The sequence below is a fragment of the Pseudomonas fluorescens group sp. genome, assembly GCF_020093335.1.
Taxonomy (GTDB): Bacteria; Pseudomonadota; Gammaproteobacteria; order Pseudomonadales; family Pseudomonadaceae; genus Aquipseudomonas; species Aquipseudomonas petroselini.
This window is the reverse complement of record NZ_JAIOKW010000004.1, coordinates 133,512-160,510: the sequence shown is the minus strand read 5'-3', so window position 1 is coordinate 160,510 and position 26,999 is coordinate 133,512. Positions and strand designations below refer to the sequence as shown.

Here is a 26,999-nt window from a genome sequence, read left to right as displayed (position 1 = left end):
CAGACCGTGAGCCGACTTTTACTGAATTGCGACATCGGCGAAAGCTTTGGTAACTGGACCATGGGTCTGGACGCCGAGGTCATGCCGTTCATTGATTGCGCCAACGTGGCCTGTGGCTTTCACGCCGGCGACCCGAGCATCATGCGCAAGACCGTCAGCCTGGCGCTCAAGCATGGCGTGCAAGTCGGCGCGCACCCGGCGTATCAGGACCTGCAAGGTTTCGGTCGCCGCTCCATGGCCTACACACCCCAGGAAATCCAGGACCTGTTGCACTACCAGATAGGTGCGCTCGACGGTATTTGCCGGGCCCAAGGTGGGTGTGTCAGCTACGTCAAACCCCACGGCGCGATGTACAACGACATGATGGCCAACCCGGCCCAATTGCGCGCGGTGATCCAGGCCGTGGCGGCCTACGGCGAACTGCCGCTGATGCTGCTCGCCACCCGCGACAACAGCGCGGCCCAGGCCCTGGGCGACGAATACGGTGTAACCCTGTGGTTCGAAGCCTTCGCCGACCGCGCCTACGACAACAAGGGGCACTTGGTCTCGCGTCAACTACCCGGTGCCGTGCACCACGATTCCGACACCATCGTGCAGCAAGCCCTGACCATTTCACGCGGCGAAGCGCTGATCGCCAGCGACGGCAGCCCCCTGGTGCTGCAGGCCAATACGCTGTGCGTACACGGTGACAACGCCAGTTCGGTCGCGGCGGTGCAGCGCATCCGCGAGGCATTGAAGCCAGCATGAAGCCACGGATTGAAGTGGTGGCCATCGACTGCCTGATGGTGCGCCTGTTTGATGCAATCGCCGAAACCAACATGCCGTGGATGCTGGCCGCGACCCAACGCCTGCGCAGCGGGTTTGGCGCCGCATTGGTCGACTTGGTGCCGTCCTACACCACCTTGATGGTGCATTACGACCTCAGCGCAGTGAGCCCGGCCCAGGCACGGGAGCTGATCGACCTGGCCCTCACCGACCTGCAGCCGCAGGCCCAGGGCAGCGGCCAGTGTCATGTGCTGCCGGTGTGGTACGACCTGAGCGTCGGCCCGGAATTGACCTTGCTCAGCCAGCGCAGCGGCCTGGCCATCGACGACGTGATTCGCCGTCACAGTGCCCACGAATACCAGGTGTTTGCCCTCGGCTTCGCCCCCGGCTTTGCCTTTATGGGCCTGGTGGATGAAATTCTTGCCACCCCGCGCCTCAACACCCCTCGCAAACGCGTGGCGGCCGGCAGCGTCGGCATTGCCGAACGGCAAACCGCCGCCTACCCGGTGGTGTCGCCAGGCGGCTGGAACCTGATCGGGCGCACGCCGGCCAAACTCTTCGACCGCGAGCGCGAGGGCTACAGCCTGATGCAACCGGGCGACACCGTGCGCTTCGAGGCGGTCGACCGCGCTGAATTCATCACATTGGGTGGCGACGACACGCCGTTGGAGGCGCAGGCATGAGCTGCTTGATCATCGAGGCCAGCACGCCGCTGTGCCTGTTGCAGGACGCCGGTCGCTTTGGCGTGCGCCATTTGGGCGTGACCCAGGGCGGGGCGCTGGATTGGGTGTCGATGTCCTGGGCCAACTGGCTGCTGGGCAACGCGCTGGACGCGCCGGTGGTGGAAATCACCTTGGGCGGCTTTACCGTGCAGGCCGAGGAGTATTGCCTGCTGGCCCTGGCCGGTGCGGACCTGGGCGCCTATATCGACGAACGCGCCATCAGCCCCGGCCGCAGTTTTATCCTGCAAAAGGGCCAACGCTTGCGTTTCACGCAGCCGTTCAGCGGCGCGCGTGCCTACCTGGCGGCGCCCGGCGGGTTTGATGCGCCGGATGTGCTCGGCAGTTGCGCCACCGTTGTGCGTGAGGAACTGGGCGGGCTGGACGGTTTCGGCAAGGCGCTGGCCGAAGGCGGGCGGTTGGCCTATTCCGGTACCGGCGGTGCGATGAAGGTGCTGAGCGCGCAGACGTTGCCGGCCAAGGCGTCGCTGGACGTGATCGTCGGCGCACAGATCGGCCAGTTCAGCGGCCAGAGCCTGTTCGATGCGTTCAACACCGAATGGGCTCTCGACAGCCGCGCCGACCGCATGGGCATGCGCTTGCTGGGCACGCCGTTGCAGTACCAGGGGCCGTCGCTGATTTCCGAGGGGATTCCGTTGGGCGCGATCCAGGTGCCGCCGGACGGGCAGCCGATTGTGTTGCTCAATGACCGGCAGACCATTGGCGGCTATCCGCGCCTGGGGGCGTTGACGCCGTTGTCGCTGGCACGGCTGGCGCAGTGTCTGCCGGGGGAGAAGGTGCGGTTGACGCCTGTGGTGCAGGAGACTGCGCATCGGCAGCATGTCGAGTATTTGCGCCGATTTGCATAACACCGCATTTAAAATGTGGGAGGGGGCTTGCCCCCGATGGCAGTGTCTCAGTCAACACATCAGTGACTGGACCACTGCCATCGGGGGCAAGCCCCCTCCCACATTAGATTTCCTGCATTATTGCGGGCGGCGTTTATTTGGAGAGAAAGCGCATCCCTTCTTCCAGCCCGCGCAATGTCAGCGGATACATCTGATCCTCCACCAACTCCCGCACAATCCCCGTCGACGCCGTATACCCCCACGTGTCCTTCGGGTACGGGTTAATCCAGATGAGCTTCTTGTACTTGGCCATGAAGCGCTGCATCCAGACATATCCTGGCTCTTCATTCCAGTGCTCGACACTGCCGCCCGCCTGGGTGATTTCATACGGCGCCATCGACGCATCGCCGATAAAGATCACTTTGTAGTCGGCGCCGTACTTGTGCAGCAGGTCCTGGGTCGAGGTGCGTTCCGAGGTGCGGCGCTGGTTGTTCTTCCACACCGACTCGTACACGAAGTTATGGAAGTAGAAGTACTCCAGGTGCTTGAACTCGGTCTTGCACGCGGAGAACAGCTCTTCGCAGATCTTCACGTGGGCATCCATCGAGCCGCCGATATCGAACAGCAACAGCAGCTTGATGGTGTTGCGCCGCTCCGGGCGCATCTGGATATTCAGCAAACCGGCGTCGCGGGCGGTGTGGTCGATGGTGCCGTCGATATCCAGCTCTTCCGCCGCACCCTGGCGCGCAAACTTGCGCAGGCGGCGCAGGGCGATCTTGATATTGCGCGTGCCCAGTTCGACCTGATCGTCGAGGTTCTTGTACTCGCGCTGGTCCCAGACCTTCACGGCCTTGCCCTGGCGCTTGCCGGCATCGCCGACGCGGATGCCTTCCGGGTTGTAACCCCCGGAGCCAAACGGGCTGGTGCCGCCGGTGCCAATCCACTTGTTACCGCCGGCGTGGCGTTCCTTCTGTTCTTCCAGGCGTTTCTTGAATTCCTCGATCAGCTTGTCCAGGCCGCCGAGGGACTGGATCTGCGCGCGCTCCTCATCGGTCAGCGAGCGTTCGAACTCTTTGCGCAGCCAGTCCTCGGGAATCAGCGCCTGCAAGTGGTCGTCGAGTTTTTCCAGGCCGTTGAAGTAGGCGCCAAAGGCCCGGTCGAACTTGTCGTAGTGCCGCTCGTCCTTGACCAGGATCGCCCGGGACAAGTAGTAGAACTCGTCCATGTCGGCGAAGGTCACGCGTTGCTTGAGCGCGTTGATCAAGTCGAGCAGCTCGCGCACCGACACCGGCACCTTGGCGGCCCGCATTTCATTGAACAGGTTGAGCAACATCAGCGATTACCGCGACGGCTCATGAACGCCAGACGCTCCAGCAATTGCACGTCTTGCTCGTTCTTCACCAAGGCACCGGCCAGCGGCGGGATGGCCTTGGTGGGGTCGCGCTCGCGCAGCACGGCTTCGCCGATATTGTCAGCCATCAGCAGCTTGAGCCAGTCGACCAATTCGGAAGTGGAGGGCTTTTTCTTCAGGCCCGGCACCTTGCGTACGTCGAAGAACACGTCGAGGGCTTCGCTGACCAAGTCTTTCTTGATGTCAGGGTAGTGCACATCCACGATCTTTTGCAGGGTGGCGCGGTCGGGGAAGGCGATGTAGTGGAAGAAGCAGCGGCGCAGGAACGCGTCCGGCAGCTCTTTTTCGTTGTTAGAGGTAATGATGATGATCGGGCGTTTCTTGGCCTTGATGGTCTCGTCGATTTCGTAGACGTAGAACTCCATCTTGTCGAGTTCTTGCAGCAGGTCATTGGGGAACTCGATGTCGGCCTTGTCGATTTCATCGATCAGCAGGATCACCCGCTCCTCGGACTCGAAGGCTTCCCAGAGCTTGCCCTTTTTCAGGTAATTGCGCACGTCGTGCACCTTGTCCACGCCCAGCTGCGAGTCGCGCAGGCGGCTGACCGCGTCGTACTCGTACAGGCCCTGATGCGCCTTGGTGGTGGACTTGATGTGCCAGGTGATCAGCCTGGCGCCGAAGGATTCGGCCAGTTGCTCGGCGAGCATGGTCTTGCCGGTGCCGGGCTCGCCCTTGACCAGCAGTGGCCGCTCCAGGGTGATGGCGGCGTTGACGGCCAGTTTCAGGTCATCAGTGGCAACGTAGGCCTGGGTGCCTTCGAACTTCATCGGTCATTCCTCGAATTCATCAATGCCCGGACTATACCGCGCGGCCCCGGCGACTGTGAACGCAGGCGGATTATTCAGTCTCTGAATGACCGGTCACCTTCAATCCGCCGAGGGCTTGGGTTGTTCATAACGCGCATTGAAGGCCTGGATAAACCCGTTGCGCAAAATCGCCAAAAACGCCGAGAACGCGCTGACATTTTGCTGATGCACGCTGCCACTGAGCTCCACGCGGGTGGCGAACTGGTTTTTGCTCTGGTTTTTCAGCACGGTCTCACTGGCGCCGACCACGGCCTCCCAGATGGAGCGGAAGATGTTCTTGTCTTTGTTTTCCACGTCTTGTTTCCAGTCGAACACTTCTACATCCCGCAGCAACGGCTTGATGTAGCCGGTCAACTGGCCTTTTTCGGCCTGGGCTTCAATGACCACGTCGCCCGTGCCGGCTTTGAAATCGAACTTGCCGTAGGCCGAGGCGAAGTCATTCATGCGCTTTAACTGCAAGTCTTTGGCGCGGAAACGGAATTCGAACTCTTCGAAGTCGCTCAACGGGTCAAAGGTGGCGGTGGCTTCCAGCGGCGCCTGGCCTTGCAGCAACGCCTTGCCTTCAAAGCGCGCATCACGCTTGCCTTTGACGTCGACCACATTGGTCAGGTTGAAGAAGCTCGCGTTGACGTCCGTGGCGTTGATGTTGACCTGAGGCTTGGAACTGAAGTTATGAAAGGCGATCTTGCCCTCTTCGATACGCACCTCGTTCAAGGTGATCGGCAGCAGTTTGCTCAGCTGTTCCTGCCAGTCGGTGCCTTTACCGGTCTGGGACGCCTGTTTGTTGGCCCCGCCGTCGACGAAGTTGATCTCCGGTCTTACAAAGTGCCCCTCGGCCACCACCGCATGGTCGTACCACAGCGAATGCCAGCTCACGGCGAACTCGATCAGCGGCGCCTTGACGAACGGGACGGGCACCTTGCCGTCCACTTTGACGATTTGCAGGCCGTTGATCCGGTAGGCGCCGCGCCATAGGGCCAGGTCCACATCCGCCACCTGGCCGCGGTAATCGCCCATGTCGGCGAGCTTTTCATTCAGGTAATTGCGCACCAGGTAGGGCAGTGCAATGTTCACGGCAACCAGCACCACCACCAGCCCGGCGACGGTCCATAGCGGCCAACTGTAGCGACGTTTCATGGGGAGGGTCCTCTGTCCGTATAGGGCATGGACTGCCGGGAGCGCCGCAACGTTCCGCCGACTGGACGCCTCCGAGCCTGAGGCATACCCTTGGGGCCTTCCGGAAATCGAGCAATAGGACCCGTCATGAGCCGTATCTTTGCAGACAACGCGCACTCCATCGGTAACACGCCCCTGGTGCAGATCAACCGTATCGCACCGCGCGGCGTGACCATCCTGGCCAAGATCGAAGGGCGCAACCCGGGCTACTCGGTGAAGTGCCGCATTGGCGCAAACATGATCTGGGACGCCGAAAGCACCGGCAAACTCAAGCCCGGCATGACCATTGTCGAACCCACTTCCGGTAACACCGGCATCGGCCTGGCGTTTGTCGCTGCGGCCCGTGGCTACAAGCTGCTGTTGACCATGCCGGCGTCCATGAGCATCGAGCGGCGCAAGGTCCTCAAGGCTCTTGGCGCTGAGCTGGTGCTGACCGAGCCGGCCAAGGGCATGCCCGGTGCCATCGCCAAGGCCGCTGAAATTGTTGCTGGCGACCCGGCGACCTATTTTATGCCGGGCCAGTTCGAAAACCCGGCCAACCCGGCGATCCACGAGAAAACCACCGGCCCGGAAATCTGGAACGACACCGATGGCGCCGTGGACGTGCTGGTCGCGGGCGTGGGGACGGGCGGTACCATTACCGGCGTATCGCGCTATATCAAGAACATCGCGGGCAAGCCGATCCTGTCGGTGGCCGTTGAGCCGGTTGTCTCGCCGGTGATCACCCAGGCGCTGGCGGGCGAAGAGATCAAGCCCAGCCCGCACAAGATCCAGGGCATTGGCGCCGGTTTCGTGCCGAAGAACCTGGACTTGTCGATGGTCGACCGCGTTGAATTGGTGACCGACGACGAATCCAAGGCCATGGCCCTGCGCCTGATGCAGGAAGAGGGGATTTTGTGCGGTATTTCCTGCGGCGCCGCCATGGCCGTGGCGGTGCGCCTGGCCGAGAAGCCGGAAATGCAAGGCAAGACCATCGTGGTGATCCTGCCGGACTCCGGTGAGCGCTACCTGTCGAGCATGCTGTTCAGCGATTTGTTCACCGAGCAAGAGAACCAGGCTTGATGCATGTCCTGTGGTGATTAGGCTTACTGTGGTGAGCGGGCCCGCTCACCACAGTCATCGGTTGATGTGAATCAGCGTTGCTAAGCTAGGCCTTCTGCATAATGGCCCAACTGTTTATCATGGCCGGCTGCTACGTCTGCTGTTGGCCAGGCGATTATTTCCAGGAGTTGCTGCATGACCTTTTCTTTGGCCGCCAAGCTGTCGGTACTGGCGTTGTTTATCGGCAGCACGCTGTATGTGCACCTGCGCGGCAAGGCGCGTTTGCCGATGTTGCGCCAGTTCGTCAACCATTCGGCGCTGTTCGCCCCGTATAACGCCTTGATGTACCTGTTTTCGGCCGTGCCGTCCAAGCCGTACTTGGACCGCAGCAAGTTCCCGGAACTGGATGTGCTCAAGGACAACTGGGAAGTGATCCGCGAAGAGGCCATGCACCTGTTCGACGAGGGTTACATCCGCGCGGCGGAAAAGAACAACGATGCCGGCTTCGGTTCGTTCTTCAAGAAGGGCTGGAAGCGTTTCTACCTCAAGTGGTACGACAAACCCCTGCCATCGGCCGAGGCGCTGTGCCCGAAAACCGTGGCGCTGGTGAGCAGCATTCCCAACGTCAAGGGCGCGATGTTCGCGCTGTTGCCGGGCGGCAGCCACCTGAACCCGCATCGCGATCCGTTTGCCGGTTCCCTGCGGTACCACCTGGGCCTGTCCACGCCGAACTCCGACGACTGTCGCATTTTCGTCGACGGCCAGGTGTACGCCTGGCGCGACGGTGAGGACGTGATGTTCGACGAGACCTACGTGCACTGGGTCAAGAACGAAACCGAGCAGACCCGTGTGATTCTGTTCTGTGACATTGAACGGCCGTTGAGCAATCGCGTGATGACCCGTATCAACCGTTGGGTCAGCAAGCAATTGGGCCGCGCGACGGCACCGCAGAACCTGGATGACGAGCGCGTTGGCGGGATCAACCAGGCGTATGCCTGGAGCAAGACCTTCAGCGACAAGTTCAGTGGTGTGGTCAAGCAGTGGAAGCGCAAGCACCCGAAGGCCTACCGCATTGCGCGGCCGGTGCTGGCTGTGGTTGTCTTGGTACTGCTGTGGAAGTGGCTGTTCGGCTGATCTGAACGGTTAAACGCGGTCAAAATGTGGGAGGGGGCTTGCCCCCGATGGCGGTGTTTCAGTCACTGTATGTGTTGACTGATCCACTGCTATCGGGGGCAAGCCCCCTCCCACATTGGTTTTGCGGTGCTCTTAAGATGCGATCAGTTGGCGCAGCACATAGTGCAGAATCCCGCCCGCCTTGAAGTACTCCACTTCATTCAGCGTATCGATCCGGCACAGCACCTCGACTTTCTCGCTGCTGCCATCCTCCCGTGTAATCACCAGCGTCAGGTTCATGCGCGGGGTGATCTCTACGTCGGTCAGGCCGAGAATGTCGATCCTCTCCTTGCCGGTCAGCTTGAGCGACGTGCGGTTCTGATCCAGCTTGAACTGCAACGGCAGCACGCCCATGCCTACCAGGTTGGAGCGGTGAATCCGCTCGAAACTCTCGGCGATCACCGCCTTGACGCCCAGCAAGTTGGTGCCCTTGGCCGCCCAGTCACGGCTGGAGCCGGTGCCGTATTCCTGGCCGGCAATCACCACAAGCGGCGTGCCCGAAGCCTGGTATTTCATCGCAGCATCGTAGATCGGCATTTTCTCCCCGGTGGGGATGTACAGCGTATTACCGCCTTCTTCGCCGCCGAGCATTTCATTGCGGATACGGATATTGGCAAAGGTGCCGCGCATCATCACTTCATGGTTACCACGGCGCGAGCCGTAGGAGTTGAAATCGCGTGGCTCCACGCCTTGCTCGCGCAGGTAGCGGCCGGCGGGGCTGTCGGTCTTGATATTGCCGGCGGGGGAGATGTGGTCGGTGGTGACCGAATCGCCCAGCAGGGCCAGCACGTTGGCGCCTCGGACGTCCTTGATGACCGGCAAGGGACCTGCGATGTCATCGAAGAACGGCGGGTGCTGGATGTAGGTGGAGTCCTTCTGCCACACGTAGGTGGCGGCCTGCGGCACTTCAATGGCTTGCCACTGTTCGTCACCGGCAAACACCTCGGCGTATTCCTTGTGGAACATGCCGGTGCTGACTTGGGCCACCGCGTCGGCGATTTCCTTGCTGCTCGGCCAGATGTCCTTGAGGTACACCGGGTTGCCGTCCTGATCGTTACCCAGCGGCTCGCTGCTGATATCGATGCGTACGGTGCCCGCCAGAGCGTAAGCCACCACCAGCGGCGGCGAAGCCAGCCAGTTGGTTTTCACCAGTGGGTGCACGCGGCCTTCGAAGTTGCGGTTGCCGGACAGCACCGACGCCACGGCAAGGTCGGCTTTCTGGATGGCCTTTTCGATCGGCTCGGGCAAAGGCCCTGAGTTGCCGATACAGGTGGTGCAGCCATAACCCACGAGGTCGAAGCCAAGTTTGTCCAGGTACTGGGTGAGGCCCGCGGCCTTGTAGTAGTCGGTGACCACTTTGGAGCCGGGTGCCAATGAGGTTTTCACCCAGGGCTTGCGGGTCAGGCCCTTTTCCACGGCCTTTTTCGCCACCAGCCCGGCCGCCATCATCACGCTGGGGTTGGAGGTGTTGGTGCAGGAGGTGATTGCGGCGATCACCACCGCGCCGTTTTTCAGGCGATAGGTCTGGCCGTCGTATTCGTAGTCGGTTTCGCCCACCAAGTCGGCATTGCCCACGGCAACCCCGCCGCCGCCTTCGCTTTCGAGGCGGCCTTCCTCCTTGTTGGCGGGTTTGAATTGCAGGTCAAGGAAGTCGCTGAACGCTTGGCCGACATTCGGCAGGGACACACGGTCCTGCGGGCGTTTCGGCCCGGCCAGGCTGGCTTCGACACTGCCCATGTCGAGGGCCAGGCTGTCGGTGAACACCGGTTCTTGGCCAGCGGTGCGCCACAGGCCTTGGGCCTTGGTGTAAGCCTCTACCAACTTCACGGTTTCTGCCGGACGGCCGGACAGGCGCAGGTAGTCCAACGTCACTTCATCCACTGGGAAAAAGCCGCAGGTGGCGCCATATTCCGGGGCCATGTTGGCGATGGTGGCACGGTCGGCCAGCGGCAGGTCCGCGAGGCCGTCGCCGTAGAATTCGACGAACTTGCCCACCACGCCTTTTTTACGCAGCATCTGGGTCACGGTCAGCACCAAGTCGGTGGCGGTGATGCCTTCTTTCAATTTGCCGGTGAGCTTGAAACCGATCACTTCCGGGATCAGCATCGACACGGGCTGGCCGAGCATCGCCGCCTCCGCCTCGATACCGCCCACGCCCCAGCCGAGTACGCCGAGGCCGTTGATCATGGTGGTGTGGGAGTCGGTGCCGACCAGGGTGTCCGGGAAGGCATAGGTGCGGCCGTCTTCGTCCTTGGTCCAGACCGTGCGGCCGAGGTATTCGAGGTTGACCTGGTGGCAAATGCCGGTGCCCGGCGGCACCACGCTGAAGTTGTCGAAGGCGCTCTGGCCCCAACGCAGGAAGGCGTAGCGTTCGCCGTTGCGCTGCATCTCGATGTCGACGTTTTGCTCGAAGGCATCGGCGTTGCCGAATTTGTCGACCATCACCGAGTGGTCGATCACCAAGTCCACGGGGGAGAGCGGGTTGATGCGCTGCGGGTCGCCCCCGGCCTTGGCCACGGCGGCGCGCATGGCGGCCAGGTCGACCACGGCGGGAACGCCGGTAAAGTCTTGCATCAATACCCGGGCCGGGCGGTACTGGATCTCGCGGTCGGACTGGCGCTCTTTGAGCCAGGCGGCAATGGCCTTGAGGTCGGCGCCGGTGACGGTCTTGTCGTCTTCCCAGCGCAGCAGGTTTTCCAGCAGCACCTTGAGGGACATCGGCAGTTTATCCAGGTCACCCAGGCTCTTGGCGGCTTCGGGCAAGCTGAAGTAGTGATAGGTCTTGTCGTCGATTTGCAGGGTTTTAAGGGTTCTCAGGCTATCAAGGGATGACATTACATGACTCCTTATGGTCCGCACGGCTACGGACCTGACGGGACGAACAGAGCTTTCAAACTAGCCCTGTTTTCAGTAGCTGGCTAATTACTGGACTCTATGGACAGAACCAAGGTTCCGAACTCAGCTATCATGCGCGCGTTTTCATGACAGGCTTTGCGATAGCGCAAGCCAGTTGCCAGGAGATTCAATGAACACCCTTTTTATGCACTGCCGCCCAGGTTTTGAAGGCGAAGTCTGTTCCGAGATCGCGGAGCACGCCGCGCGCCTGAACGTTTCCGGCTACGCCAAGGCCAAGACCGGCAGCGCCTGCGCCGAATTTGTCTGCACCGAAGAAGACGGCGCCCAGCGCCTGATGCACGGCCAGCGTTTTGCCGAGCTGATCTTCCCGCGGCAATGGGCGCGCGGGGTATTCATCGACCTGCCGGAAACCGACCGCATCAGCGTGATCCTCGCCCACCTGCGCGAATTCCCGGTGTGCGGCAGCCTGTGGCTGGAGATGGTCGACACCAACGACGGCAAGGAACTGTCGAACTTCTGCAAGAAGTTCGAAGTGCACCTGCGCAAAGCCTTGCTGAACGCCGGCAAGCTGGTCGATGACCCGAGCAAGCCGCGCCTGCTGCTGACCTTCAAGAGCGGCCGCGAAGTGTTCATGGGGCTGGCCGAGTCGAACAACTCGGCCATGTGGCCGATGGGCATCCCGCGCCTGAAATTCCCACGGGATGCGCCCAGCCGTTCTACCCTCAAGCTGGAAGAGGCTTGGCACCACTTCATTCCCCGCGACCAGTGGGACGAGCGCCTGCACGGCGACATGACCGGCGTCGATCTCGGCGCAGCGCCGGGCGGTTGGACCTGGCAACTGGTCAACCGTGGCATGCTGGTAACCGCCATCGACAACGGCCCCATGGCCGAAAGTCTGATGGACACCGGCCTGGTCCAACACTTGATGGCCGACGGCTTCACCTTCGTGCCCAAGCAGCCGGTGGACTGGATGGTTTGCGATATTGTCGAGAAACCGGCGCGTAACGCCGCACTGCTGGAAACCTGGATCGGCGAGGGGCATTGCCGCGAGGCAGTTGTGAACCTCAAGTTGCCGATGAAACAGCGTTACGCCGAAGTGAAGCGCTTGCTGGAGCGTATCGAAGAGGGCTTCAAGGCGCGTGGTATTCGTGTGGAGATCGGCTGCAAGCAGCTGTATCACGACCGTGAGGAAGTGACTTGCCATTTGCGTCGGCTGGAAACAGCGAAGAAAACCAAGGCCCGCTGAGTCTAGGGCGGTCACCGCTCAAATGTGGGCGCTGGCTGGCCTGCGATAGCGGTATAACGGTCGATATCTATGATGAATGTGCCCCCGTCATCGCGGGCAAGCCCGCTCCCACAGTAGAGCGGGTCTGTTTCAGGAGTGAAGTATGAGTCATCCAGAAGAAATGCCTGTAGACGGCACCCTCGACGCCACCGGCCTCAACTGCCCGGAACCGGTCATGATGCTGCACCAGCACATCCGCGACCTGCCGCCCGGTGGCTTGCTCAAGGTGATCGCGACCGACCCGTCCACGCGTCGCGATATTCCCAAGTTCTGCGTGTTCCTGGACCACGAACTGGTGGATCAGCAGGAGCAGGCCGGTACGTACCTGTACTGGATCCGCAAGAACTCCGTTTAACCCAACGCCTTGTCTGCGCGAATGCGCCGGCGTGCACTGCGCGCCAGGCGCACCAGCAACATCCCCGCCGCGCAGCTCAGGCCTACGATCAGCCCTTGCCACAAGCCGCTTGGGCCGCTGGGTTCGCCCAGCCAGTCGGTCAGGCCCAAGGCATAACCCACCGGCAGGCCCACGCCCCAATACGCGAACAAGGTCAGCACCATGGTCACGCGGGTGTCCTGGTAGCCACGCAGCGCACCCGCCGCCGTGACCTGGATCGAGTCGGAGAACTGGAACAGCGCTGAGAACACGATCAACATCGACGCCAAGTGAATCACCACCGGGTCCGGGGTGTAGATCGCCGCAATCTGCTCGCGAAACACCAGCATCAGGCTGCAAGACAGGCAGGCATACGCCAGCGCAGTGCCCATGCCGACACCGGCGGCGAAGCGCGCTTCACGCGGTTCGCCACGGCCCAGGGCCTGGCCGACGCGCACGGTGACGGCCATGCTCAAGGAGTAGGGGATCATGAACACCAGCGAGCTGACGTTCAGGGCGATCTGATGGCCGGACACCACCGTGGCCCCCAGGCTACCGAGCAGCAAGGCGATTACCGCGAAAATGCTCGATTCGGCAAAAATCGCGATGCCAATCGGTAGGCCAATCCCCAGTACACGCTTGATCACCGCCCATTGCGGCCAGTCGAAGCGCTTGAACAATTCGCTGCTCTGGTAGGCCGGACCCCAGCGGGTCCAGCCGGCCAGGCCGAGCATCATCACCCACATCGCAATGGCCGTGGCCCAGCCACACCCCACGCCACCCATGGCTGGCAGGCCGAGGTGACCGTAGATGAAGATGTAGTTCAGCGGAATGTTCAGCGCCAGGCCACACAGGCCCATCACCATGCTCGGCCGCGTGCGGCCCAGGCCGTCGCTGAAACAGCGCAACACGTAATACAGCGCAATGGCCGGCATACCGGCGGCAATGCCATGCAGGTAGCCCATGGACGGCGCGATCAGGTCGGGCTCGACCTTCATCGCACGCAGGATCGGTTCGGCGCAGAGCAACAGCAGCGCGCCCGTGATACCGACCACCACGGCCAGCCACAAGGACTGTCGCACCAGCGGCCCGATCTCGCTGAACTGGCCCGCGCCGTAGCGCTGAGCAACTTTCGGCGTAGTGGCCAGCAGCGTGCCGGTCATCAGCAGGTACACCGGGATCCAGATCGAATTGCCCAGGCCTACGGCCGCCAGGTCCTGGGGGCTGACGCGCCCGGCCATGACCGCATCGACAAAGCTCATCGCCGTAGTGGCCAGTTGGCCGATGATGATCGGCAAGGCGAGCGTCAACAGGCCGCGCACTTCCCGGCTGATGCGGGCGGGGCGGGTGAGGGTGGCGGTGGCAGTGTTCACGTACAGGTGTCCAGTAGAAGGCAGCGCAAGGACGGCGGATTCTACGCCTTGACGCATCGGTCAGGAAAAAACCTGTGTTAGCGATTTGTAAGCGAGGGCTGCGATCCCTGTACACTGCGGGTCCGCCAAAGGAGCCTGCCATGCTGATTGTTGCCGACGAAAATATTCCGCTGCTCGATGCATTTTTCCAAGGATTTGGCGAGATTCGCCGCGTGCCCGGCCGTTCCCTCGACCGCGCTACGGTCGAGCAGGCTGATGTGTTGTTGGTGCGCTCGGTGACCAACGTCAACCGTGCATTGCTGGAGGGCAGCAAGGTTCGCTTCGTCGGCACCTGCACCATTGGCACCGACCATCTGGACCTCGATTACTTCAAGCAGGCCGGCATCCAGTGGTCCAGCGCCCCCGGCTGCAACGCGCGTGGCGTGGTGGACTATGTGCTGGGCAGCCTGCAGACCCTGGCCGAGATCGAAGGCGCCGACCTCAACCAGCGTACTTACGGTGTGGTGGGCGCGGGTGAAGTGGGCGGGCGGCTGGTCAAGGTGCTCAAGGGCCTGGGCTGGAACGTGCTGGTGTGCGACCCGCCACGGCAGATCGCCGAGGACGGCGACTACGTCAGCCTGGCGCAGATCATCGAGCAATGCGACGTGATCAGCCTGCACACGCCGCTGACCAAGTCCGGCAACGGTTCCACCTGGCACCTGTTCGACCGCCAGCGCCTCGAGCAGCTCAAGCCCGGCACCTGGCTGATCAACGCCAGCCGTGGCCCGGTGGTGGACAACGCCGCGCTGCGTGAGGTGTTGCTGGCGCGTGAAGACCTGCAAGCGGTGCTGGACGTGTGGGAAGGCGAACCCGAAGTGGACGTCGACCTGGCTGATTTGTGCGTGCTGGCCACGCCGCATATCGCCGGCTACAGCCTGGAGGGCAGGCAGCGCGGCACGGCGCAGATCTATCAGGCGTTCTGTGCGCACCTGGGTCAGGCGCCGAGCATCCTGTTGAGTGATCTGCTGCCGCCACCGTGGTTGGCCGAGGTGCACTTGAATGCATCGACTGACCCAGCCTGGGCATTGGCGACCCTGTGCCGCAGCGTGTACGACCCGCGTCGCGATGATGCGGATTTCCGTCGTAGCCTTGTGGGAACGGTGGAAGAACAGCGTAAGGCGTTTGACCTGCTGCGCAAGCATTATCCCGCACGCCGCGAGATCGAGGGTTTGAAGGTGCGGATCAATGGGGAGTCGACGGCCCTGGCCAGTATCGTGTCCGCATTGGGCGCGCAGGCAATTTAAACGCCAATAAAAACCCGGCCACCTGGGCCGGGTTTGAAAGAGCGTGGCGTTTCAGCCTTGCTGGGCAGGCTTGACCAATTTTTCTTCCAGTTCGCTGCAGGCTTGCTGGATCATCTCTTCGGTGATCTGCACTTCACGGCCCTGAGCGTCGATGTACGAGCAAGGCAGCTGCTGCGGCTGGCGGATCACTTCAATCTTGGCATCGCTGCTATTTTGCAAGGTCATGGCCTGTCTCCTCATCAGGTTGTGTACCCACTTTAAGACCCCCGCGTGACCACGCTGTTACAACTCCCTGCGGGATCACCGGTTCGAACACCCAGTCCACCAGAAACCGATACAAATTTCCAGCCAGGGGTTAGACCGATAGCCTCTAGGGATCAGCGTCGGCGGGCATAATTAACCTGACTCATTGCTATTTGCCCAAGTTCCCCCAATGTTGGGTGTAGATACTTATCTCCCCTGCGCAGGTGATGCCCTCCATGTTTTCAGTCCGTCAACGCCGTGCGATCCGCCTGGCCAGCCGCTTCATTGCGCCTTACCGCTGGCACGCACTCGGCGCCCTGTTGGCGCTCATCGTTACTGCCGGTATTACTTTGTCCATGGGGCAGGGCATCCGCCTGCTGGTGGACCAGGGTTTCATGACCCAGTCGCCGCACCTGCTCAACCAGTCCATCGGCCTGTTCATGGTGCTGGTGCTGGGCTTGGCGGTGGGCACGTTTGCACGGTTTTACCTGGTGTCGTGGATCGGCGAACGGGTGGTGGCCGATATCCGTCGGCAAGTGTTCAACCATCTTATTTACCTGCACCCGGGCTTCTACGAGAACAACCGCAGTTCGGAAATCCAGTCGCGGCTGACCACCGACACCACCTTGCTGCAATCGGTGATCGGCTCTTCGCTGTCGCTGTTCCTGCGCAATGCGTTGATGGTCATCGGTGGCATCGTGCTGCTGTTTGTCACCAACCCCAAGCTCACCAGTATCGTGGTGGTGGCGCTGCCGCTGGTGTTGGCGCCGATCCTGATTTTCGGCCGGCGCGTGCGCAGCCTGTCGCGACAAAGCCAGGACCGCATCGCTGATGTGGGCAGCTATGTGTCCGAGACCCTCGGTCAGATCAAGACCGTGCAGGCGTACAACCACCAGGTGCAGGACGAACAACGCTTCGCCGTGACGGTGGAAGACGCCTTTACCACCGCGCGCAAACGCATCACCCAGCGTGCCTGGTTGATTACCCTGGTGATCATGCTGGTGCTGGGCGCCGTGGGGGTGATGCTGTGGGTGGGTGGCATGGACGTCATCAGCGGGCGGATTTCCGGCGGTGAGCTGGCGGCGTTTGTGTTTTACAGCCTGATCGTCGGCAGCGCGGTTGGCACCCTGAGTGAAGTGCTCGGCGAACTGCAACGGGCTGCCGGTGCCGCCGAGCGCATTGGCGAGTTGTTGCAGTCGAGTAATGACATCCAGGCGCCCGCCGACGGCACCGTCCAACTGCCGGAGCGGGTCAGCGGCCGCATGGAACTGCAAGACCTGCGCTTTTCCTACCCTTCACGTCCCGACAGCTACGCCATCGACGGCTTGAATTTGACCATCAACCCCGGGGAAACCCTGGCGCTGGTAGGCCCATCCGGTGCCGGTAAATCGACCATTTTCGACCTGCTGCTGCGCTTCTACGATCCCCAGCAAGGCCGCATCCTGCTCGAAGGCCACCCGCTGACCGAACTCGACCCCATGGACCTGCGCCGCCACTTCGCCTTGGTCTCCCAGAGCCCGGCGCTGTTTTTCGGCAGCGTCGAAGAGAACATCCGCTACGGCAACCCGACGGCCACCACCGAACAGGTCGAAGCCGCCGCGCGCATTGCCCATGCTCATGACTTCATCCTGCAAATGCCCGACGGCTACCAGACCCACCTCGGCGACGGCGGCATGGGCCTCTCCGGCGGCCAACGTCAGCGCCTGGCCATCGCCCGTGCGCTGCTGGTGGACGCGCCGATCCTGCTGCTCGACGAAGCCACCAGCGCCCTCGATGCCCAGAGTGAACACCTGATCCAGCAAGCACTGCCGCAATTGATGCAGGGTCGCACCACGCTGGTGATCGCCCATCGATTGGCCACGGTGAAGAACGCTGACCGCATTGCGGTGATGGACCAGGGCAAGCTGGTGGCGGTGGGTACGCATCAGCAGTTGATTGCGAGCAATCCGCTGTATGCGCGGTTGGCGGCGTTGCAGTTCAGTGATGGTGCTGAGGGTGCGGAAAGCGAGGACTAGGCGTTTGATGTAGTGAGCGGGCTTGCCCCGCGCTGGGCTGCGTAGCAGCCCTAACACGGACGATGCGGTGTATCAGTCACCCCTACACTCACCCCTACACTGCGGCCACTGGATTGGGAGTGCTTCGCCCTCCAGCGCGGGGCAAGCCCGCTCACCACAAAAATCTAGGGTCACCCACAGCCCGCTCGACATCCAGGAGGAATCGCCAGCAGTGTGGCAGCCTCTGCCTAGGCCTTACTGATCATCAAAATACCGCTCATGCCAATCCACCAACGGCTGGGGTGAGTTGAGCTTCTGCCCGTAGATCACCGAATAAGACAGCACGTTCTGCACATACTGGCGGGTTTCGTCGAACGGGATGCTTTCCACCCATACGTCGAAACTCAGGTGATCCGCGCCGCGCAGCCACTGGCGCACACGGCCGGGGCCGGCGTTGTAGGCGGCGGAGGCGAGCACGCGGTTGCCGTTGAACTGGCTGTGCACCTGGCTCAGGTAGGCGGCGCCGAGCTGGATGTTTTTGTCCGGGTCCAGCACCTGGGCCGGGGAGGCCAGGGGGATACTGAACTTGCGCGCGGTTTCCTTGGCGGTGCCGGGCATCAGTTGCATCAGGCCGCTGGCGCCGACGCCGGAGCGGGCGTCGTCCATGAAGGCGCTTTCCTGGCGGGTGATCGCGAATATCCAGCTGGAGTGCAGGCCGCGCACCTTGGCTTCCCGCACCAGGGTGTCGCGGTGGGCCATCGGGAAGCGGATGTCCAGGTCGTCCCAGTACTGCGCCTGGCTGATGGTGCGGATGGCGGGGAAGTACCACTTCATGTCGTAGGCCAGCTTGGCCTGGGCGACCATCTCGTCGCGGTTGAAGTGACGGCTGACGTGGTACCACTCACGGCGGCCATCCACGATCTGGCCACGCGCATAGAACTCCAGCGCACGCCGTACGCCGGGGGTGTTGCGTACTTTGTTGACCAACGCCTGGCTCATCAGCAGGGGCTTGTTCTTCAGTTGGTACGGCGCCTTTGAGCGATCCGCCGCGAGGAAACCATAGAAGTCGCGTTCTTGCGCCAGGTGCTTGTACAGGACCAGCGCTTGCGGGTTGTTAGGCTCGGCCAGTTCGAGGCTGCGGGCTTGCCAGTAGCGCCAGCGGTTAGTGGTGGCGAGGTCTTGTGGGAGCTTGCGGGTCAGCTGGTAGGCATCTTCCCAGCGCGCCAGGCGCAACAGCAGGCGCAGGCGCCATTCCGAGACGGTGTTATCGCGCAGCTCGGGGTCGTACTTGGTCATCACCTCGAGGGCGCGCGGGTCGTAGCGCTTGGCCAGGGTCAGGCCGATTTCACGGGCGATCGACACTTTTTCGTCACGCGAGAAGTGCATGCTGCTGGCGTAGCCATCGAGCAGGGCCATGGCCTTGTCCGGATCCTGGCGTGCCAGGCGGCGCAAGCCCAGGCCCACGGCGTCGGACATGGCCTCGGTCGCCGGCAGGAAACGTGACGGGTCGCTGAGCATGTCGGGCTTTTGCGCCACGTCGACCATCAAGCGACCTTGGGCGCCGAGGGTGGGCAGGGTTTTCACCAGGCTGTTGGCCAGCGCGTAGTTGCGCGCTTCGGCGGCGAGTTTGGCGCGATCCCAGATCTTCTGTTCGGTGAGTTGGCCGTCAGCCGCCCATTGGCCGAAGGTGACATCGCAGGCCGCCGGTTGGGACTTGCCGGTCATCCAGAGTTTTTCGGCGGTCTTGTAGCCTTCGGCTTTCAGGTTGTGCGTGAGCTGGAACTGGCCGTGCAGGCAGTCCAGTTCGACGAAATTGAGCTTGGCGTCGTAGTACTTTTCAAAGGTCTGCCAGTCGCCGCGTTCGGCCAGCCAGCGCAACCAGCGCAGTTTCATCCAGTTGGCCTGGGGCAGGTCGCCGTTTTTGGCAAGGAACTGCTCGATTTCCTGGTTGCTCGCGGTTTTCAGGCGGGCGGTCAGTTCGTCGTAGGCCAGGTACGGCGTCAGCGGGTAGTCGGCCAGGGCCTGGCTGTATTGCATGTACGGGCCGGTATCGCCCTTGGCCAGGGCCCGTTTGGCTTCATCGTAATATTGACGTTGGGTGGTGAGGTCCACGGCCTGGGCGGATTGAACGGCGGTGGCGGAAAGAAGCAGACAAGATAAAAAGTTGAAAAGGCGACTGCGCATGAGACGTCCGTGCAGAGAAATCACGACTAGCACCGGCACCGCCGACACTGATTGCCCCTAGCTTAGCCTTTTGCCCGCAGCCGTTGAAAGCTTTGCCGGGCGGTTCGTTCAAGTTCGTTGGAAATGTCCTACAGAACGTGTCGGCAGCGAAAATGCCGGCCGCATCCCACCGTCAACTCAGGTAGAATGCGCGCCCAGTTTTTGGAGAAGCGTATGACCCTGCTCAAATTCAGCGATGTGTCCCTTGCTTTCGGCGCTATGCCGTTGTTGGACAAGGTGTCCTGGCAGATCGCCCGTGGTGAGCGGGTGTGCATCATCGGCCGCAATGGCACCGGCAAGTCCAGCATGATGAAGCTGGTCAAGGGCGACCAGAAGCCCGATGAAGGCTCCGTATGGCGCGCTCCGGGCCTCAAGATTGGCGAATTGCCGCAAGAATTGCCGGTGGCCGACGGACGGACTGTGTTCGACGTGGTTGCCGAAGGCCTGGATGGCGTGGGCGAGTTGCTCGCGCAATACCATCACCTGGCGCAGAACTGTGTCACCGAAGAAGACCTGGACAAGCTGATGCACGTCCAGCAAGACCTCGAAGCCCGTGACGGCTGGCGCCTGCAGCAACTGGTCGACAGCACCTTGAGCCGCCTGCAACTGCCGGCCGACAAGACCCTCGCCGAATTGTCCGGCGGCTGGCGTCGTCGTGTTCTGCTGGCCCAGGCCCTGGTCTCCGAGCCCGACCTGCTGTTGCTCGACGAACCCACCAACCACTTGGACATCGGCGCCATCGCCTGGCTGGAAGAAGCCATCAAGGATTTCCAGGGCGCCGTGCTGTTTATCACGCACGACCGTGCCTTCCTGCAGAGCTTGGCCACGCGCATCCTCGAACTGGACCGCGGCGGCCTGATCGACTGGAACGGCGACTACGCCAGCTTCCTGGTGCATAAAGAGGCCGCGCTGTCCGCTGAAGAGACCGCCAACGCGTTGTTCGACAAGAAACTGGCTCAGGAAGAAGTCTGGATCCGCCAAGGCATCAAGGCGCGCCGCACCCGTAACGAAGGCCGTGTACGTGCACTGAAAGCCCTGCGCGTTGAGCGCAGCGAGCGTCGTGAGCGCACCGGCAAGGCCAACATCCAACTGGACACCGCCGACAAGTCGGGCAAGCAGGTGATGGTCCTCGAGAACGTGAGCTTCGCGCACCCGGGCGGCCCGTTCCTGATCAAGGACTTCTCGATGGTCTTGGCGCGCGGCGACCGGATCGGTCTGCTCGGCGCCAACGGTACCGGCAAGACCACCTTGCTCAAGCTGATGCTCAATGGTCTGCAGCCGACCAGCGGCACCGTGGAAGAGGGCACGCGCATCGACGTGGCTTACTTCGACCAGCTGCGCCACCAGTTGGACCTGGAGAAAACCGTGATCGACAACGTCGCCGAAGGCCGCGACTTTATCGACATCGACGGCCAGAGCCGCCACGTGCTCAGCTACCTGGGCGACTTCCTGTTCAGCCCTCAACGTGCGCGTACGCCGGTTAAAGCCTTGTCCGGTGGTGAGCGTGCGCGCCTGCTGCTGGCCAAGCTGTTCAGCAAGCCGGCCAACCTGCTGGTACTCGACGAACCGACCAACGACCTCGATGTGGAAACCCTCGAACTGTTGGAAGAAGTGCTGCTGACCTTCAACGGCACCGTGCTGATGGTCAGTCACGACCGGGCATTCCTCGACAACGTGGTCACCAGCACCCTGGTCTTCGAAGGTGAAGGCAAGGTGCGTGAATACGTCGGTGGCTATCAGGACTGGCTGCGCCAGGGCGGCTCGCCGCGTTTGCTGGGCGTGACTGAGAGCAAGTCCGGCAAGGCCGACCTGACCTCCGCTGTGGTTGCCCCCGTGGAAGCTGCTGCGCCGGCCCAGGAAGCTGCACCAGCGGCCAAGAAGAAACTCAGCTACAAGCTGCAGCGTGAGCTGGAGGCCTTGCCGGGCGATATCGACGCCAAGGAACAGCAGATCGCTGCGGTCGAAGCGGAAATGGCTGACGCAGGTTTCTACCTGCGCCCGGCGGCCGAAACTGCCAAGGTGATTGCCTCCCTGGAGACGTTGAACCACGAGCTGGAAGTGTTGGTTGAGCGTTGGGCCGAGCTGGATGCCTGATTGATTGCAGTGCATTAAAAAACCCGGTGTTCATTGGCATGAGCACCGGGTTTTTCATATGAAATGCAGTCCAAAATGTGGGAGGGGGCTTGCTCCCGCTAGCAGTTTGTCAGCTGATGCAGCGGGTGACTGAAGCACCGCTATCGGGAGCAAGCCCCCTCCCACATTTGATCTTCAAGGGGCTTACGAGGATTTGACCAGCTTCACCGCCAGCACATCGCACGGCGCACCGTGCAATACATCATTGGCGGTAGAGCCCAGTAGCAGCGCCAAGCCGTGTCGGCCATGGCTGCCGACCACGATCAGGTCGCAAGCCTTTTCCTTGGCCAAATGGTGGATTTCCTGGCGCGGTTGGCCGTACGTGAGGTGGCAGTCTTCTTTTTGCAGATGCGGGTATTTCAGAATCAAACGGTCGAGGCGCTCTTTGGCCTGGTCGAATTGTTGTTGCTGCAACTGGGAAAGGTCCATCGGCACGTCGCCACCAAAGGCCATGGCCATGGGCTCGACGATATGCACCAGCGACAGTTTGGCGCCATTGGCGATTGCAGATTCCTGCGCGCGCTTGATCACTGGATCGCACTCTTCGGTCAGATCGACAGCGACCAGAATATGTTGGTAGGGCATGAGGCGTTCCTCCAGGGGACTGCAATAAGTTCAGTATGGCTGCTTTCAAGCGGATCGGGTTGCGTCAGGTCAAATCCGCTCATCTAGAAATTCGGGAGTACACATATGACGGTCTGGATAGTGGTGTCAATCCTTGTGGTGGTTCTGAGCCCTCTGGCATGGCTGCGCCCGTCGCGCCATCAGAGCGGGCGCATGGCCCTGCGTATGGAAGCGCGCCGCATCGGCCTGGCCATGCAGCTGGCCCCTCAGGAGTGGCCGCACTGGCTCAAGCAGGAGCCGCCGAGCCCGTGCGCGCAGTACTGCCGGCCACGGCGTGGCAGCACCCCGGCGATCTGGAGTTACTGGCAGTTGGAGCCGGGGGTGTGGGTCAATCAGTGGCGCGAAGTGTGCGTCGATGAGAAGTTGTTGCCGCATTTTGCAACGCTGCCGGCCAACGTCTACAAAGTCGAGGCTGACAAGCAAATGATCGCCTTGTATTGGGGCGAGAAGGGCGAGGCCAGTGTGTTGAACGATATCGATGCGTTGCTCAAGGCGCTCGCTTAACGGCCACGCAATAAAAAGCCCGACATCATCATCGGGCTGGAGTTGGCCAGGCAGGCCGGTAAATCGAGGGTTCCCGCGTCGGATGTTCATCCAGGCGCGTTACGGTTGTCGCTAGCCTAGCGGCAGATCCCGTTCTGTACAGCCTTTTTACTCATATTTTCTGTTATTGATTTCGTGAATATTTGAATATTGACGGGGCGAGTGCTTGCCGTTGGGGTTCTGAAATGACTGGAAAGTCGCGTTTTTCCTAGCCTTTCGAGCGATTGACAATTGCCCGGAATTGGATGAAGGTGGCGTACCCAAATCAAACGGGCGTATGAATTGAGCGTTTGTCTGTCAGACGACTCATACAGAATCCCGACTATCGCATTGGCGGGTGTGCCTGGCGGATTGGCATGAGCATTGACGCAACTGTCAGTGTCCAACCAGAGGCCAGCGTCCAATGTGTACTGTTCAGCTTCCATATCGTGGAGATCAGTTGATGATTTACGAAGGTAAAGCCATCACGGTTAAGGCTCTTGAAAGTGGCATCGTCGAACTGAAATTCGACCTCAAGGGTGAGTCCGTCAACAAGTTCAACCGTCTAACCCTGAACGAACTGCGTCAGGCCGTAGACACCATCAAGGCTGATGCATCGATCAAAGGCGTGATCGTCTCCAGCGGCAAGGACGTGTTCATCGTCGGCGCTGACATCACCGAATTCGTCGACAACTTCAAGCTGCCCGATGCCGAGCTGGTGGCTGGCAACCTCGAAGCCAACAAGATTTTCAGCGATTTCGAAGACCTCAACGTACCGACCGTCGCCGCGATCAACGGCATCGCGTTGGGCGGCGGCCTGGAAATGTGCCTGGCGGCAGACTTCCGCGTCATGTCGGCCACGGCCAAGATCGGCCTGCCTGAAGTCAAGTTGGGCATCTACCCAGGGTTTGGCGGCACCGTGCGCCTGCCGCGCCTGATCGGTGCCGACAACGCCATCGAGTGGATCGCCGCCGGCAAGGAAAACCGTGCCGAAGACGCGCTGAAAGTCGGTGCCGTCGATGCTGTGGTTGCCCCGGACAAACTCGCCGAAGCCGCACTGAACCTGATCAAAGGCGCCATCAGCGGCGAATTTGACTACAAGGCCAAGCGTCAGCCGAAGCTGGAAAAACTCAAGCTCAACGCCATCGAACAAATGATGTCGTTCGAAACCGCCAAGGGTTTCGTGGCTGGCCAGGCCGGGCCGAACTACCCGGCGCCGGTTGAAGCGATCAAGACCATCCAGAAAGCCGCGAACTTCGGTCGCGACAAAGCCCTGGAAGTGGAAGCGGCAGGTTTCGTCAAACTGGCGAAAACCTCGGCGGCCCAGAGCTTGATCGGCCTGTTCCTGAACGATCAGGAGCTGAAGAAAAAGGCCAAGGCCTACGACGAGATCGCCCGCGACGTGAAACAGGCTGCCGTACTCGGCGCCGGTATCATGGGCGGCGGTATCGCCTATCAGTCGGCGTCCAAGGGCACGCCGATCCTGATGAAAGACATCAACGAGCACGGTATCGAGCAAGGCCTGGCAGAAGCCGCCAAGCTGCTGGTGGGTCGTGTGGATAAAGGTCGCATGACCGCAGCGAAGATGGCTGAAGTGCTTAACGGCATTCGTCCTACGCTGTCCTACGGTGATTTCGGGCATGTCGACCTGGTGGTCGAAGCCGTAGTCGAGAACCCGAAGGTCAAGCAGGCCGTGCTGGCCGAAGTCGAAGCCCAGGTCAAAGACGACACTATCCTGGCCTCCAACACCTCGACCATTTCCATCTCGCTGCTGGCCAAGGCCCTCAAGCGTCCGGAAAACTTCGTCGGTATGCACTTCTTCAACCCGGTGCACATGATGCCGCTGGTCGAAGTGATCCGTGGCGAGAAGTCCAGCGAGCTGGCCGTGGCCACCACCGTTGCCTACGCCAAGAAAATGGGCAAGAACCCGATCGTGGTCAATGACTGCCCGGGCTTCCTGGTCAACCGCGTGCTGTTCCCGTACTTCGGCGGCTTCGCCAAGCTGGTCAGCGCCGGTGTGGACTTCGTGCGCATCGACAAGGTCATGGAAAAATTCGGCTGGCCGATGGGCCCGGCGTACCTGATGGACGTGGTCGGCATCGACACCGGCCACCATGGCCGCGACGTGATGGCTGAAGGCTTCCCGGACCGCATGAAAGACGACCGCCGTTCGGCGATCGACGCGCTGTACGAGGCCAAGCGCCTGGGCCAGAAGAACGGCAAGGGTTTCTACGCCTATGAGGCCGACAAGAAGGGCAAGCAGAAGAAAGTGGCCGACCCGTCGGTGCACGAAGTGCTGGCTCCGGTCATCTACGAACAGCGTGAGGTGTCCGACGAAGACATCATCAACTGGATGATGATCGCCCTGTGCCTGGAAACCGTGCGTTGCCTGGAAGACGGCATCGTCGAGACCGCCGCCGAAGCCGATATGGGCCTGGTGTACGGTATTGGTTTCCCTCCATTCCGTGGTGGTGCGCTGCGTTACATCGATTCGATCGGTGTGGCTGAGTTCGTTGCCCTGGCTGACAAATACGCTGATTTGGGCCCGCTGTACCACCCGACCGCGAAGCTGCGTGAAATGGCCAAGAATGGCCAGAGCTTCTTCGGTTAAGCGCCCAGACGACTAGAGCGAGAATATTTATGAGCTTGAATCCAAGAGACGTGGTGATTGTCGACTTCGGTCGCACACCGATGGGCCGCTCCAAGGGCGGCATGCACCGCAACACCCGTGCCGAAGACATGTCGGCACACCTGATCAGCAAGTTGCTGGAGCGCAACGTCAAGGTCGACCCGAACGAAGTCGAAGACGTGATCTGGGGCTGCGTCAACCAGACCCTGGAGCAGGGCTGGAACATCGCGCGCATGGCGTCGCTGATGACTCAGATCCCGCACACCGCCGCCGGCCAGACCGTGAGCCGCCTGTGCGGTTCGTCGATGAGCGCGCTGCACACTGCCGCCCAGGCAATCATGACCGGCAACGGTGATGTGTTCGTGGTCGGCGGTGTGGAGCACATGGGCCACGTCAGCATGATGCACGGCGTCGATCCTAACCCGCACATGTCGCTGTACGCGGCAAAAGCCTCGGGCATGATGGGCCTGACCGCGGAAATGCTCGGCAAAATGCACGGCATTACCCGTGAAGCCCAGGATGCGTTCGGCCTGCGCTCGCACCAGCTCGCCCACAAGGCGACCGTGGAAGGCAAGTTCAAGGATGAAATCATCCCGATGAACGGTTATGACGAGAACGGTTTCCTCAAACTGTTCGATTACGACGAAACCATTCGTCCGGATACCACCCTGGAAAGCCTGGCGGCTCTGAAGCCGGCGTTCAATCCAAAGGGCGGCACCGTGACCGCCGGTACTTCGTCGCAAATCACCGACGGTGCCTCGTGCATGATCGTGATGTCGGCGCAGCGTGCCCAGGACCTGGGTATCCAGCCGCTGGCCGTGATCCGTTCGATGGCAGTGGCGGGTGTGGACCCGGCGATCATGGGCTATGGTCCAGTACCGGCCACACAAAAAGCCTTGAAGCGCGCAGGCCTGACCATCTCGGATATCGACTTCTTCGAGCTCAATGAAGCTTTCGCCGCACAGGCCCTGCCCGTGCTGAAAGATTTGAAAGTGCTCGACAAGATGAATGAGAAGGTTAACCTGCACGGCGGCGCGATTGCCCTGGGCCACCCATTTGGTTGCTCCGGTGCGCGTATCTCCGGCACTTTGCTTAACGTGATGAAGCAAAATGGCGGCAACCTCGGGGTAGCCACCATGTGCATTGGTCTCGGCCAAGGCATTTCCACCGTCTTCGAACGCATCTAAGCGTTGGGTTGACGGAAGCCGGGGCCCAGTGCCCCGGTTTTTGTTTTTTGGCGGTTTTGTATTTTTTTTTTAACAAATTTTGTAAGAGGGCCAGAGCATGAAAGTCGAACCAGGGCTCTACCAGCATTATAAAGGTCCGCAGTACCGCGTTTTCAGTGTGGCGCGGCACTCCGAGACCGAAGAAGAAGTGGTGTTCTACCAAGCACTGTATGGCGATTACGGCTTTTGGGTGCGCCCATTGAGCATGTTCCTGGAGACCGTCGAAGTTGACGGCGAACAGGTCCCACGCTTTGCTTTGGTGCAGGCCGAACCCAGTCTTTTTTCAGGGCAATAAC

Annotated in this window: 22 protein-coding genes; 14 read left to right on the top strand and 8 right to left on the bottom strand. The window is 61.3% G+C overall.

Annotated features, from left to right (window positions below):
* Positions 1–6: 6 nt before the first annotated feature.
* Genes K7431_RS06750 through K7431_RS06740 form a run of 3 tightly spaced genes read left to right on the top strand, consistent with a single transcriptional unit; the run spans position 7 to position 2,353 of the window.
* A complete protein-coding gene (locus K7431_RS06750; RefSeq protein ID WP_012722825.1) occupies positions 7–747 on the top strand; it encodes a 5-oxoprolinase subunit PxpA in 741 nt (246 codons plus the stop codon).
* Positions 744–1,448, top strand: coding sequence for a 5-oxoprolinase subunit B family protein (locus K7431_RS06745; RefSeq protein ID WP_012722826.1), 705 nt, complete (start codon positions 744–746; stop codon positions 1,446–1,448). The genes K7431_RS06750 and K7431_RS06745 overlap by 4 nt, the downstream gene beginning before the upstream one ends.
* Positions 1,445–2,353: a biotin-dependent carboxyltransferase family protein gene (locus tag K7431_RS06740; protein ID WP_012722827.1), complete on the top strand. Its 909-nt coding sequence runs from the start codon at positions 1,445–1,447 to the stop codon at positions 2,351–2,353. Before K7431_RS06745 ends, K7431_RS06740 begins: the two co-directional genes overlap by 4 nt.
* 133 nt (positions 2,354–2,486) lie before the next feature.
* On the opposite strand, the gene K7431_RS06735 is transcribed toward K7431_RS06740, so the two are convergent.
* The 3 genes from K7431_RS06735 to K7431_RS06725 all read right to left on the bottom strand — a co-directional run bounded on the left by K7431_RS06735 (position 2,487) and on the right by K7431_RS06725 (position 5,686).
* Positions 2,487–3,665: a vWA domain-containing protein gene (locus tag K7431_RS06735; protein WP_012722828.1), complete on the bottom strand. Its 1,179-nt coding sequence runs from the start codon at positions 3,663–3,665 to the stop codon at positions 2,487–2,489.
* Complete coding sequence (locus K7431_RS06730) at positions 3,665–4,510, bottom strand: AAA family ATPase (RefSeq protein WP_012722829.1); 846 nt, start codon at positions 4,508–4,510, stop codon at positions 3,665–3,667. Before K7431_RS06730 ends, K7431_RS06735 begins: the two co-directional genes overlap by 1 nt.
* Before the next feature lie 99 nt (positions 4,511–4,609).
* Positions 4,610–5,686, bottom strand: coding sequence for a DUF748 domain-containing protein (locus K7431_RS06725; protein ID WP_012722830.1), 1,077 nt, complete (start codon positions 5,684–5,686; stop codon positions 4,610–4,612).
* Positions 5,687–5,812: 126 nt separating this feature from the next.
* On the opposite strand from K7431_RS06725, the gene cysK reads away from it, so the two are divergent.
* Together cysK and K7431_RS06715 are read left to right on the top strand one after the other, a co-directional pair.
* Entirely contained in the window at positions 5,813–6,787 is a 975-nt protein-coding gene (gene cysK / locus K7431_RS06720) for a cysteine synthase A (RefSeq protein WP_012722831.1), read from the top strand.
* Between the two features lie 174 nt (positions 6,788–6,961).
* On the top strand, positions 6,962–7,900 hold the full coding sequence (locus K7431_RS06715) for an aspartyl/asparaginyl beta-hydroxylase domain-containing protein (protein ID WP_012722832.1): 939 nt from the start codon (positions 6,962–6,964) through the stop codon (positions 7,898–7,900).
* Between the two features lie 132 nt (positions 7,901–8,032).
* Here the strand turns inward: K7431_RS06715 and acnA are convergent, their stop codons facing one another.
* Positions 8,033–10,774 (bottom strand): aconitate hydratase AcnA, encoded by a 2,742-nt coding sequence (acnA, locus tag K7431_RS06710; RefSeq protein WP_012722833.1) that lies wholly within the window; start codon positions 10,772–10,774, stop codon positions 8,033–8,035.
* 190 nt (positions 10,775–10,964) lie between these two features.
* Here acnA and rlmM point away from each other — a divergent pair, with 190 nt between their 5' ends.
* Both rlmM and tusA read left to right on the top strand, forming a co-directional pair.
* Positions 10,965–12,041 (top strand): 23S rRNA (cytidine(2498)-2'-O)-methyltransferase RlmM, encoded by a 1,077-nt coding sequence (gene rlmM, locus K7431_RS06705; RefSeq protein ID WP_012722834.1) that lies wholly within the window; start codon positions 10,965–10,967, stop codon positions 12,039–12,041.
* A 160-nt stretch (positions 12,042–12,201) separates the two neighbouring features.
* Complete coding sequence (tusA, locus tag K7431_RS06700) at positions 12,202–12,435, top strand: sulfurtransferase TusA (protein WP_320400769.1); 234 nt, start codon at positions 12,202–12,204, stop codon at positions 12,433–12,435.
* On the opposite strand, the gene K7431_RS06695 is transcribed toward tusA, so the two are convergent.
* Complete coding sequence (locus tag K7431_RS06695) at positions 12,432–13,826, bottom strand: MATE family efflux transporter (RefSeq protein ID WP_012722836.1); 1,395 nt, start codon at positions 13,824–13,826, stop codon at positions 12,432–12,434. The genes tusA and K7431_RS06695 overlap by 4 nt on opposite strands.
* Positions 13,827–13,966: 140 nt before the next feature.
* Here K7431_RS06695 and pdxB point away from each other — a divergent pair, with 140 nt between their 5' ends.
* Positions 13,967–15,109: a 4-phosphoerythronate dehydrogenase PdxB gene (pdxB, locus tag K7431_RS06690; RefSeq protein WP_012722837.1), complete on the top strand. Its 1,143-nt coding sequence runs from the start codon at positions 13,967–13,969 to the stop codon at positions 15,107–15,109.
* Between the two features lie 51 nt (positions 15,110–15,160).
* On the opposite strand, the gene K7431_RS06685 is transcribed toward pdxB, so the two are convergent.
* Entirely contained in the window at positions 15,161–15,334 is a 174-nt protein-coding gene (locus K7431_RS06685) for a PA1571 family protein (RefSeq protein WP_043204960.1), read from the bottom strand.
* Positions 15,335–15,579: 245 nt separating this feature from the next.
* Here K7431_RS06685 and K7431_RS06680 point away from each other — a divergent pair, with 245 nt between their 5' ends.
* The gene (locus tag K7431_RS06680; RefSeq protein WP_162471072.1) at positions 15,580–17,367 is read left to right on the top strand and encodes an ABC transporter ATP-binding protein/permease; all 1,788 of its coding nucleotides are present in this window, start codon (positions 15,580–15,582) and stop codon (positions 17,365–17,367) included.
* A gap of 234 nt (positions 17,368–17,601) precedes the next feature.
* Here K7431_RS06680 and K7431_RS06675 read toward each other — a convergent pair whose 3' ends face one another.
* A complete protein-coding gene (locus K7431_RS06675; protein WP_012722840.1) occupies positions 17,602–19,530 on the bottom strand; it encodes a transglycosylase SLT domain-containing protein in 1,929 nt (642 codons plus the stop codon).
* Positions 19,531–19,743: 213 nt separating this feature from the next.
* Here K7431_RS06675 and K7431_RS06670 point away from each other — a divergent pair, with 213 nt between their 5' ends.
* Positions 19,744–21,663, top strand: a complete 1,920-nt coding sequence (locus K7431_RS06670; RefSeq protein ID WP_012722841.1) for an ATP-binding cassette domain-containing protein — start codon at positions 19,744–19,746, stop codon at positions 21,661–21,663.
* A 183-nt stretch (positions 21,664–21,846) separates the two neighbouring features.
* Here K7431_RS06670 and K7431_RS06665 read toward each other — a convergent pair whose 3' ends face one another.
* The gene (locus K7431_RS06665) at positions 21,847–22,287 is read right to left on the bottom strand and encodes a universal stress protein (RefSeq protein WP_012722842.1); all 441 of its coding nucleotides are present in this window, start codon (positions 22,285–22,287) and stop codon (positions 21,847–21,849) included.
* A 105-nt stretch (positions 22,288–22,392) separates the two neighbouring features.
* Between K7431_RS06665 and K7431_RS06660 the strand changes: the two genes are divergently transcribed.
* The 4 genes from K7431_RS06660 to K7431_RS06645 all read left to right on the top strand — a co-directional run bounded on the left by K7431_RS06660 (position 22,393) and on the right by K7431_RS06645 (position 26,998).
* A complete protein-coding gene (locus tag K7431_RS06660) occupies positions 22,393–22,830 on the top strand; it encodes a hypothetical protein (protein WP_012722843.1) in 438 nt (145 codons plus the stop codon).
* A 481-nt stretch (positions 22,831–23,311) separates the two neighbouring features.
* Positions 23,312–25,459 (top strand): fatty acid oxidation complex subunit alpha FadB, encoded by a 2,148-nt coding sequence (fadB, locus tag K7431_RS06655; RefSeq protein WP_012722844.1) that lies wholly within the window; start codon positions 23,312–23,314, stop codon positions 25,457–25,459.
* Between the two features lie 29 nt (positions 25,460–25,488).
* Positions 25,489–26,664 carry an acetyl-CoA C-acyltransferase FadA gene (fadA, locus tag K7431_RS06650; protein ID WP_012722845.1) on the top strand — a complete coding sequence of 392 codons (1,176 nt, stop codon included), beginning with the start codon at positions 25,489–25,491 and terminating at the stop codon, positions 26,662–26,664.
* A 97-nt stretch (positions 26,665–26,761) separates the two neighbouring features.
* Positions 26,762–26,998 (top strand): DUF1653 domain-containing protein, encoded by a 237-nt coding sequence (locus K7431_RS06645; protein ID WP_010212074.1) that lies wholly within the window; start codon positions 26,762–26,764, stop codon positions 26,996–26,998.
* Position 26,999: the final 1 nt, after the last annotated feature.

What these genes read in the sequence shown, in the direction of transcription:
- K7431_RS06745 (WP_012722826.1), top strand. Translation starts at nt 744, where the DNA reads ATGAAGCCACGGATTGAAGTGGTGGCCATCGACTGCCTGATGGTGCGC.
- K7431_RS06740 (WP_012722827.1), top strand. Translation starts at nt 1,445, where the DNA reads ATGAGCTGCTTGATCATCGAGGCCAGCACGCCGCTGTGCCTGTTGCAG.
- K7431_RS06735 (WP_012722828.1), bottom strand. Translation starts at nt 3,665, where the DNA reads ATGTTGCTCAACCTGTTCAATGAAATGCGGGCCGCCAAGGTGCCGGTG.
- K7431_RS06730 (WP_012722829.1), bottom strand. Translation starts at nt 4,510, where the DNA reads ATGAAGTTCGAAGGCACCCAGGCCTACGTTGCCACTGATGACCTGAAA.
- K7431_RS06725 (WP_012722830.1), bottom strand. Translation starts at nt 5,686, where the DNA reads ATGAAACGTCGCTACAGTTGGCCGCTATGGACCGTCGCCGGGCTGGTG.
- cysK (WP_012722831.1), top strand. Translation starts at nt 5,813, where the DNA reads ATGAGCCGTATCTTTGCAGACAACGCGCACTCCATCGGTAACACGCCC.
- K7431_RS06715 (WP_012722832.1), top strand. Translation starts at nt 6,962, where the DNA reads ATGACCTTTTCTTTGGCCGCCAAGCTGTCGGTACTGGCGTTGTTTATC.
- acnA (WP_012722833.1), bottom strand. Translation starts at nt 10,774, where the DNA reads ATGTCATCCCTTGATAGCCTGAGAACCCTTAAAACCCTGCAAATCGAC.
- rlmM (WP_012722834.1), top strand. Translation starts at nt 10,965, where the DNA reads ATGAACACCCTTTTTATGCACTGCCGCCCAGGTTTTGAAGGCGAAGTC.
- tusA (WP_320400769.1), top strand. Translation starts at nt 12,202, where the DNA reads ATGCCTGTAGACGGCACCCTCGACGCCACCGGCCTCAACTGCCCGGAA.
- pdxB (WP_012722837.1), top strand. Translation starts at nt 13,967, where the DNA reads ATGCTGATTGTTGCCGACGAAAATATTCCGCTGCTCGATGCATTTTTC.
- K7431_RS06685 (WP_043204960.1), bottom strand. Translation starts at nt 15,334, where the DNA reads ATGACCTTGCAAAATAGCAGCGATGCCAAGATTGAAGTGATCCGCCAG.
- K7431_RS06680 (WP_162471072.1), top strand. Translation starts at nt 15,580, where the DNA reads ATGCCCTCCATGTTTTCAGTCCGTCAACGCCGTGCGATCCGCCTGGCC.
- K7431_RS06675 (WP_012722840.1), bottom strand. Translation starts at nt 19,530, where the DNA reads ATGCGCAGTCGCCTTTTCAACTTTTTATCTTGTCTGCTTCTTTCCGCC.
- K7431_RS06670 (WP_012722841.1), top strand. Translation starts at nt 19,744, where the DNA reads ATGACCCTGCTCAAATTCAGCGATGTGTCCCTTGCTTTCGGCGCTATG.
- K7431_RS06665 (WP_012722842.1), bottom strand. Translation starts at nt 22,287, where the DNA reads ATGCCCTACCAACATATTCTGGTCGCTGTCGATCTGACCGAAGAGTGC.
- K7431_RS06660 (WP_012722843.1), top strand. Translation starts at nt 22,393, where the DNA reads ATGACGGTCTGGATAGTGGTGTCAATCCTTGTGGTGGTTCTGAGCCCT.
- fadB (WP_012722844.1), top strand. Translation starts at nt 23,312, where the DNA reads ATGATTTACGAAGGTAAAGCCATCACGGTTAAGGCTCTTGAAAGTGGC.
- fadA (WP_012722845.1), top strand. Translation starts at nt 25,489, where the DNA reads ATGAGCTTGAATCCAAGAGACGTGGTGATTGTCGACTTCGGTCGCACA.
- K7431_RS06645 (WP_010212074.1), top strand. Translation starts at nt 26,762, where the DNA reads ATGAAAGTCGAACCAGGGCTCTACCAGCATTATAAAGGTCCGCAGTAC.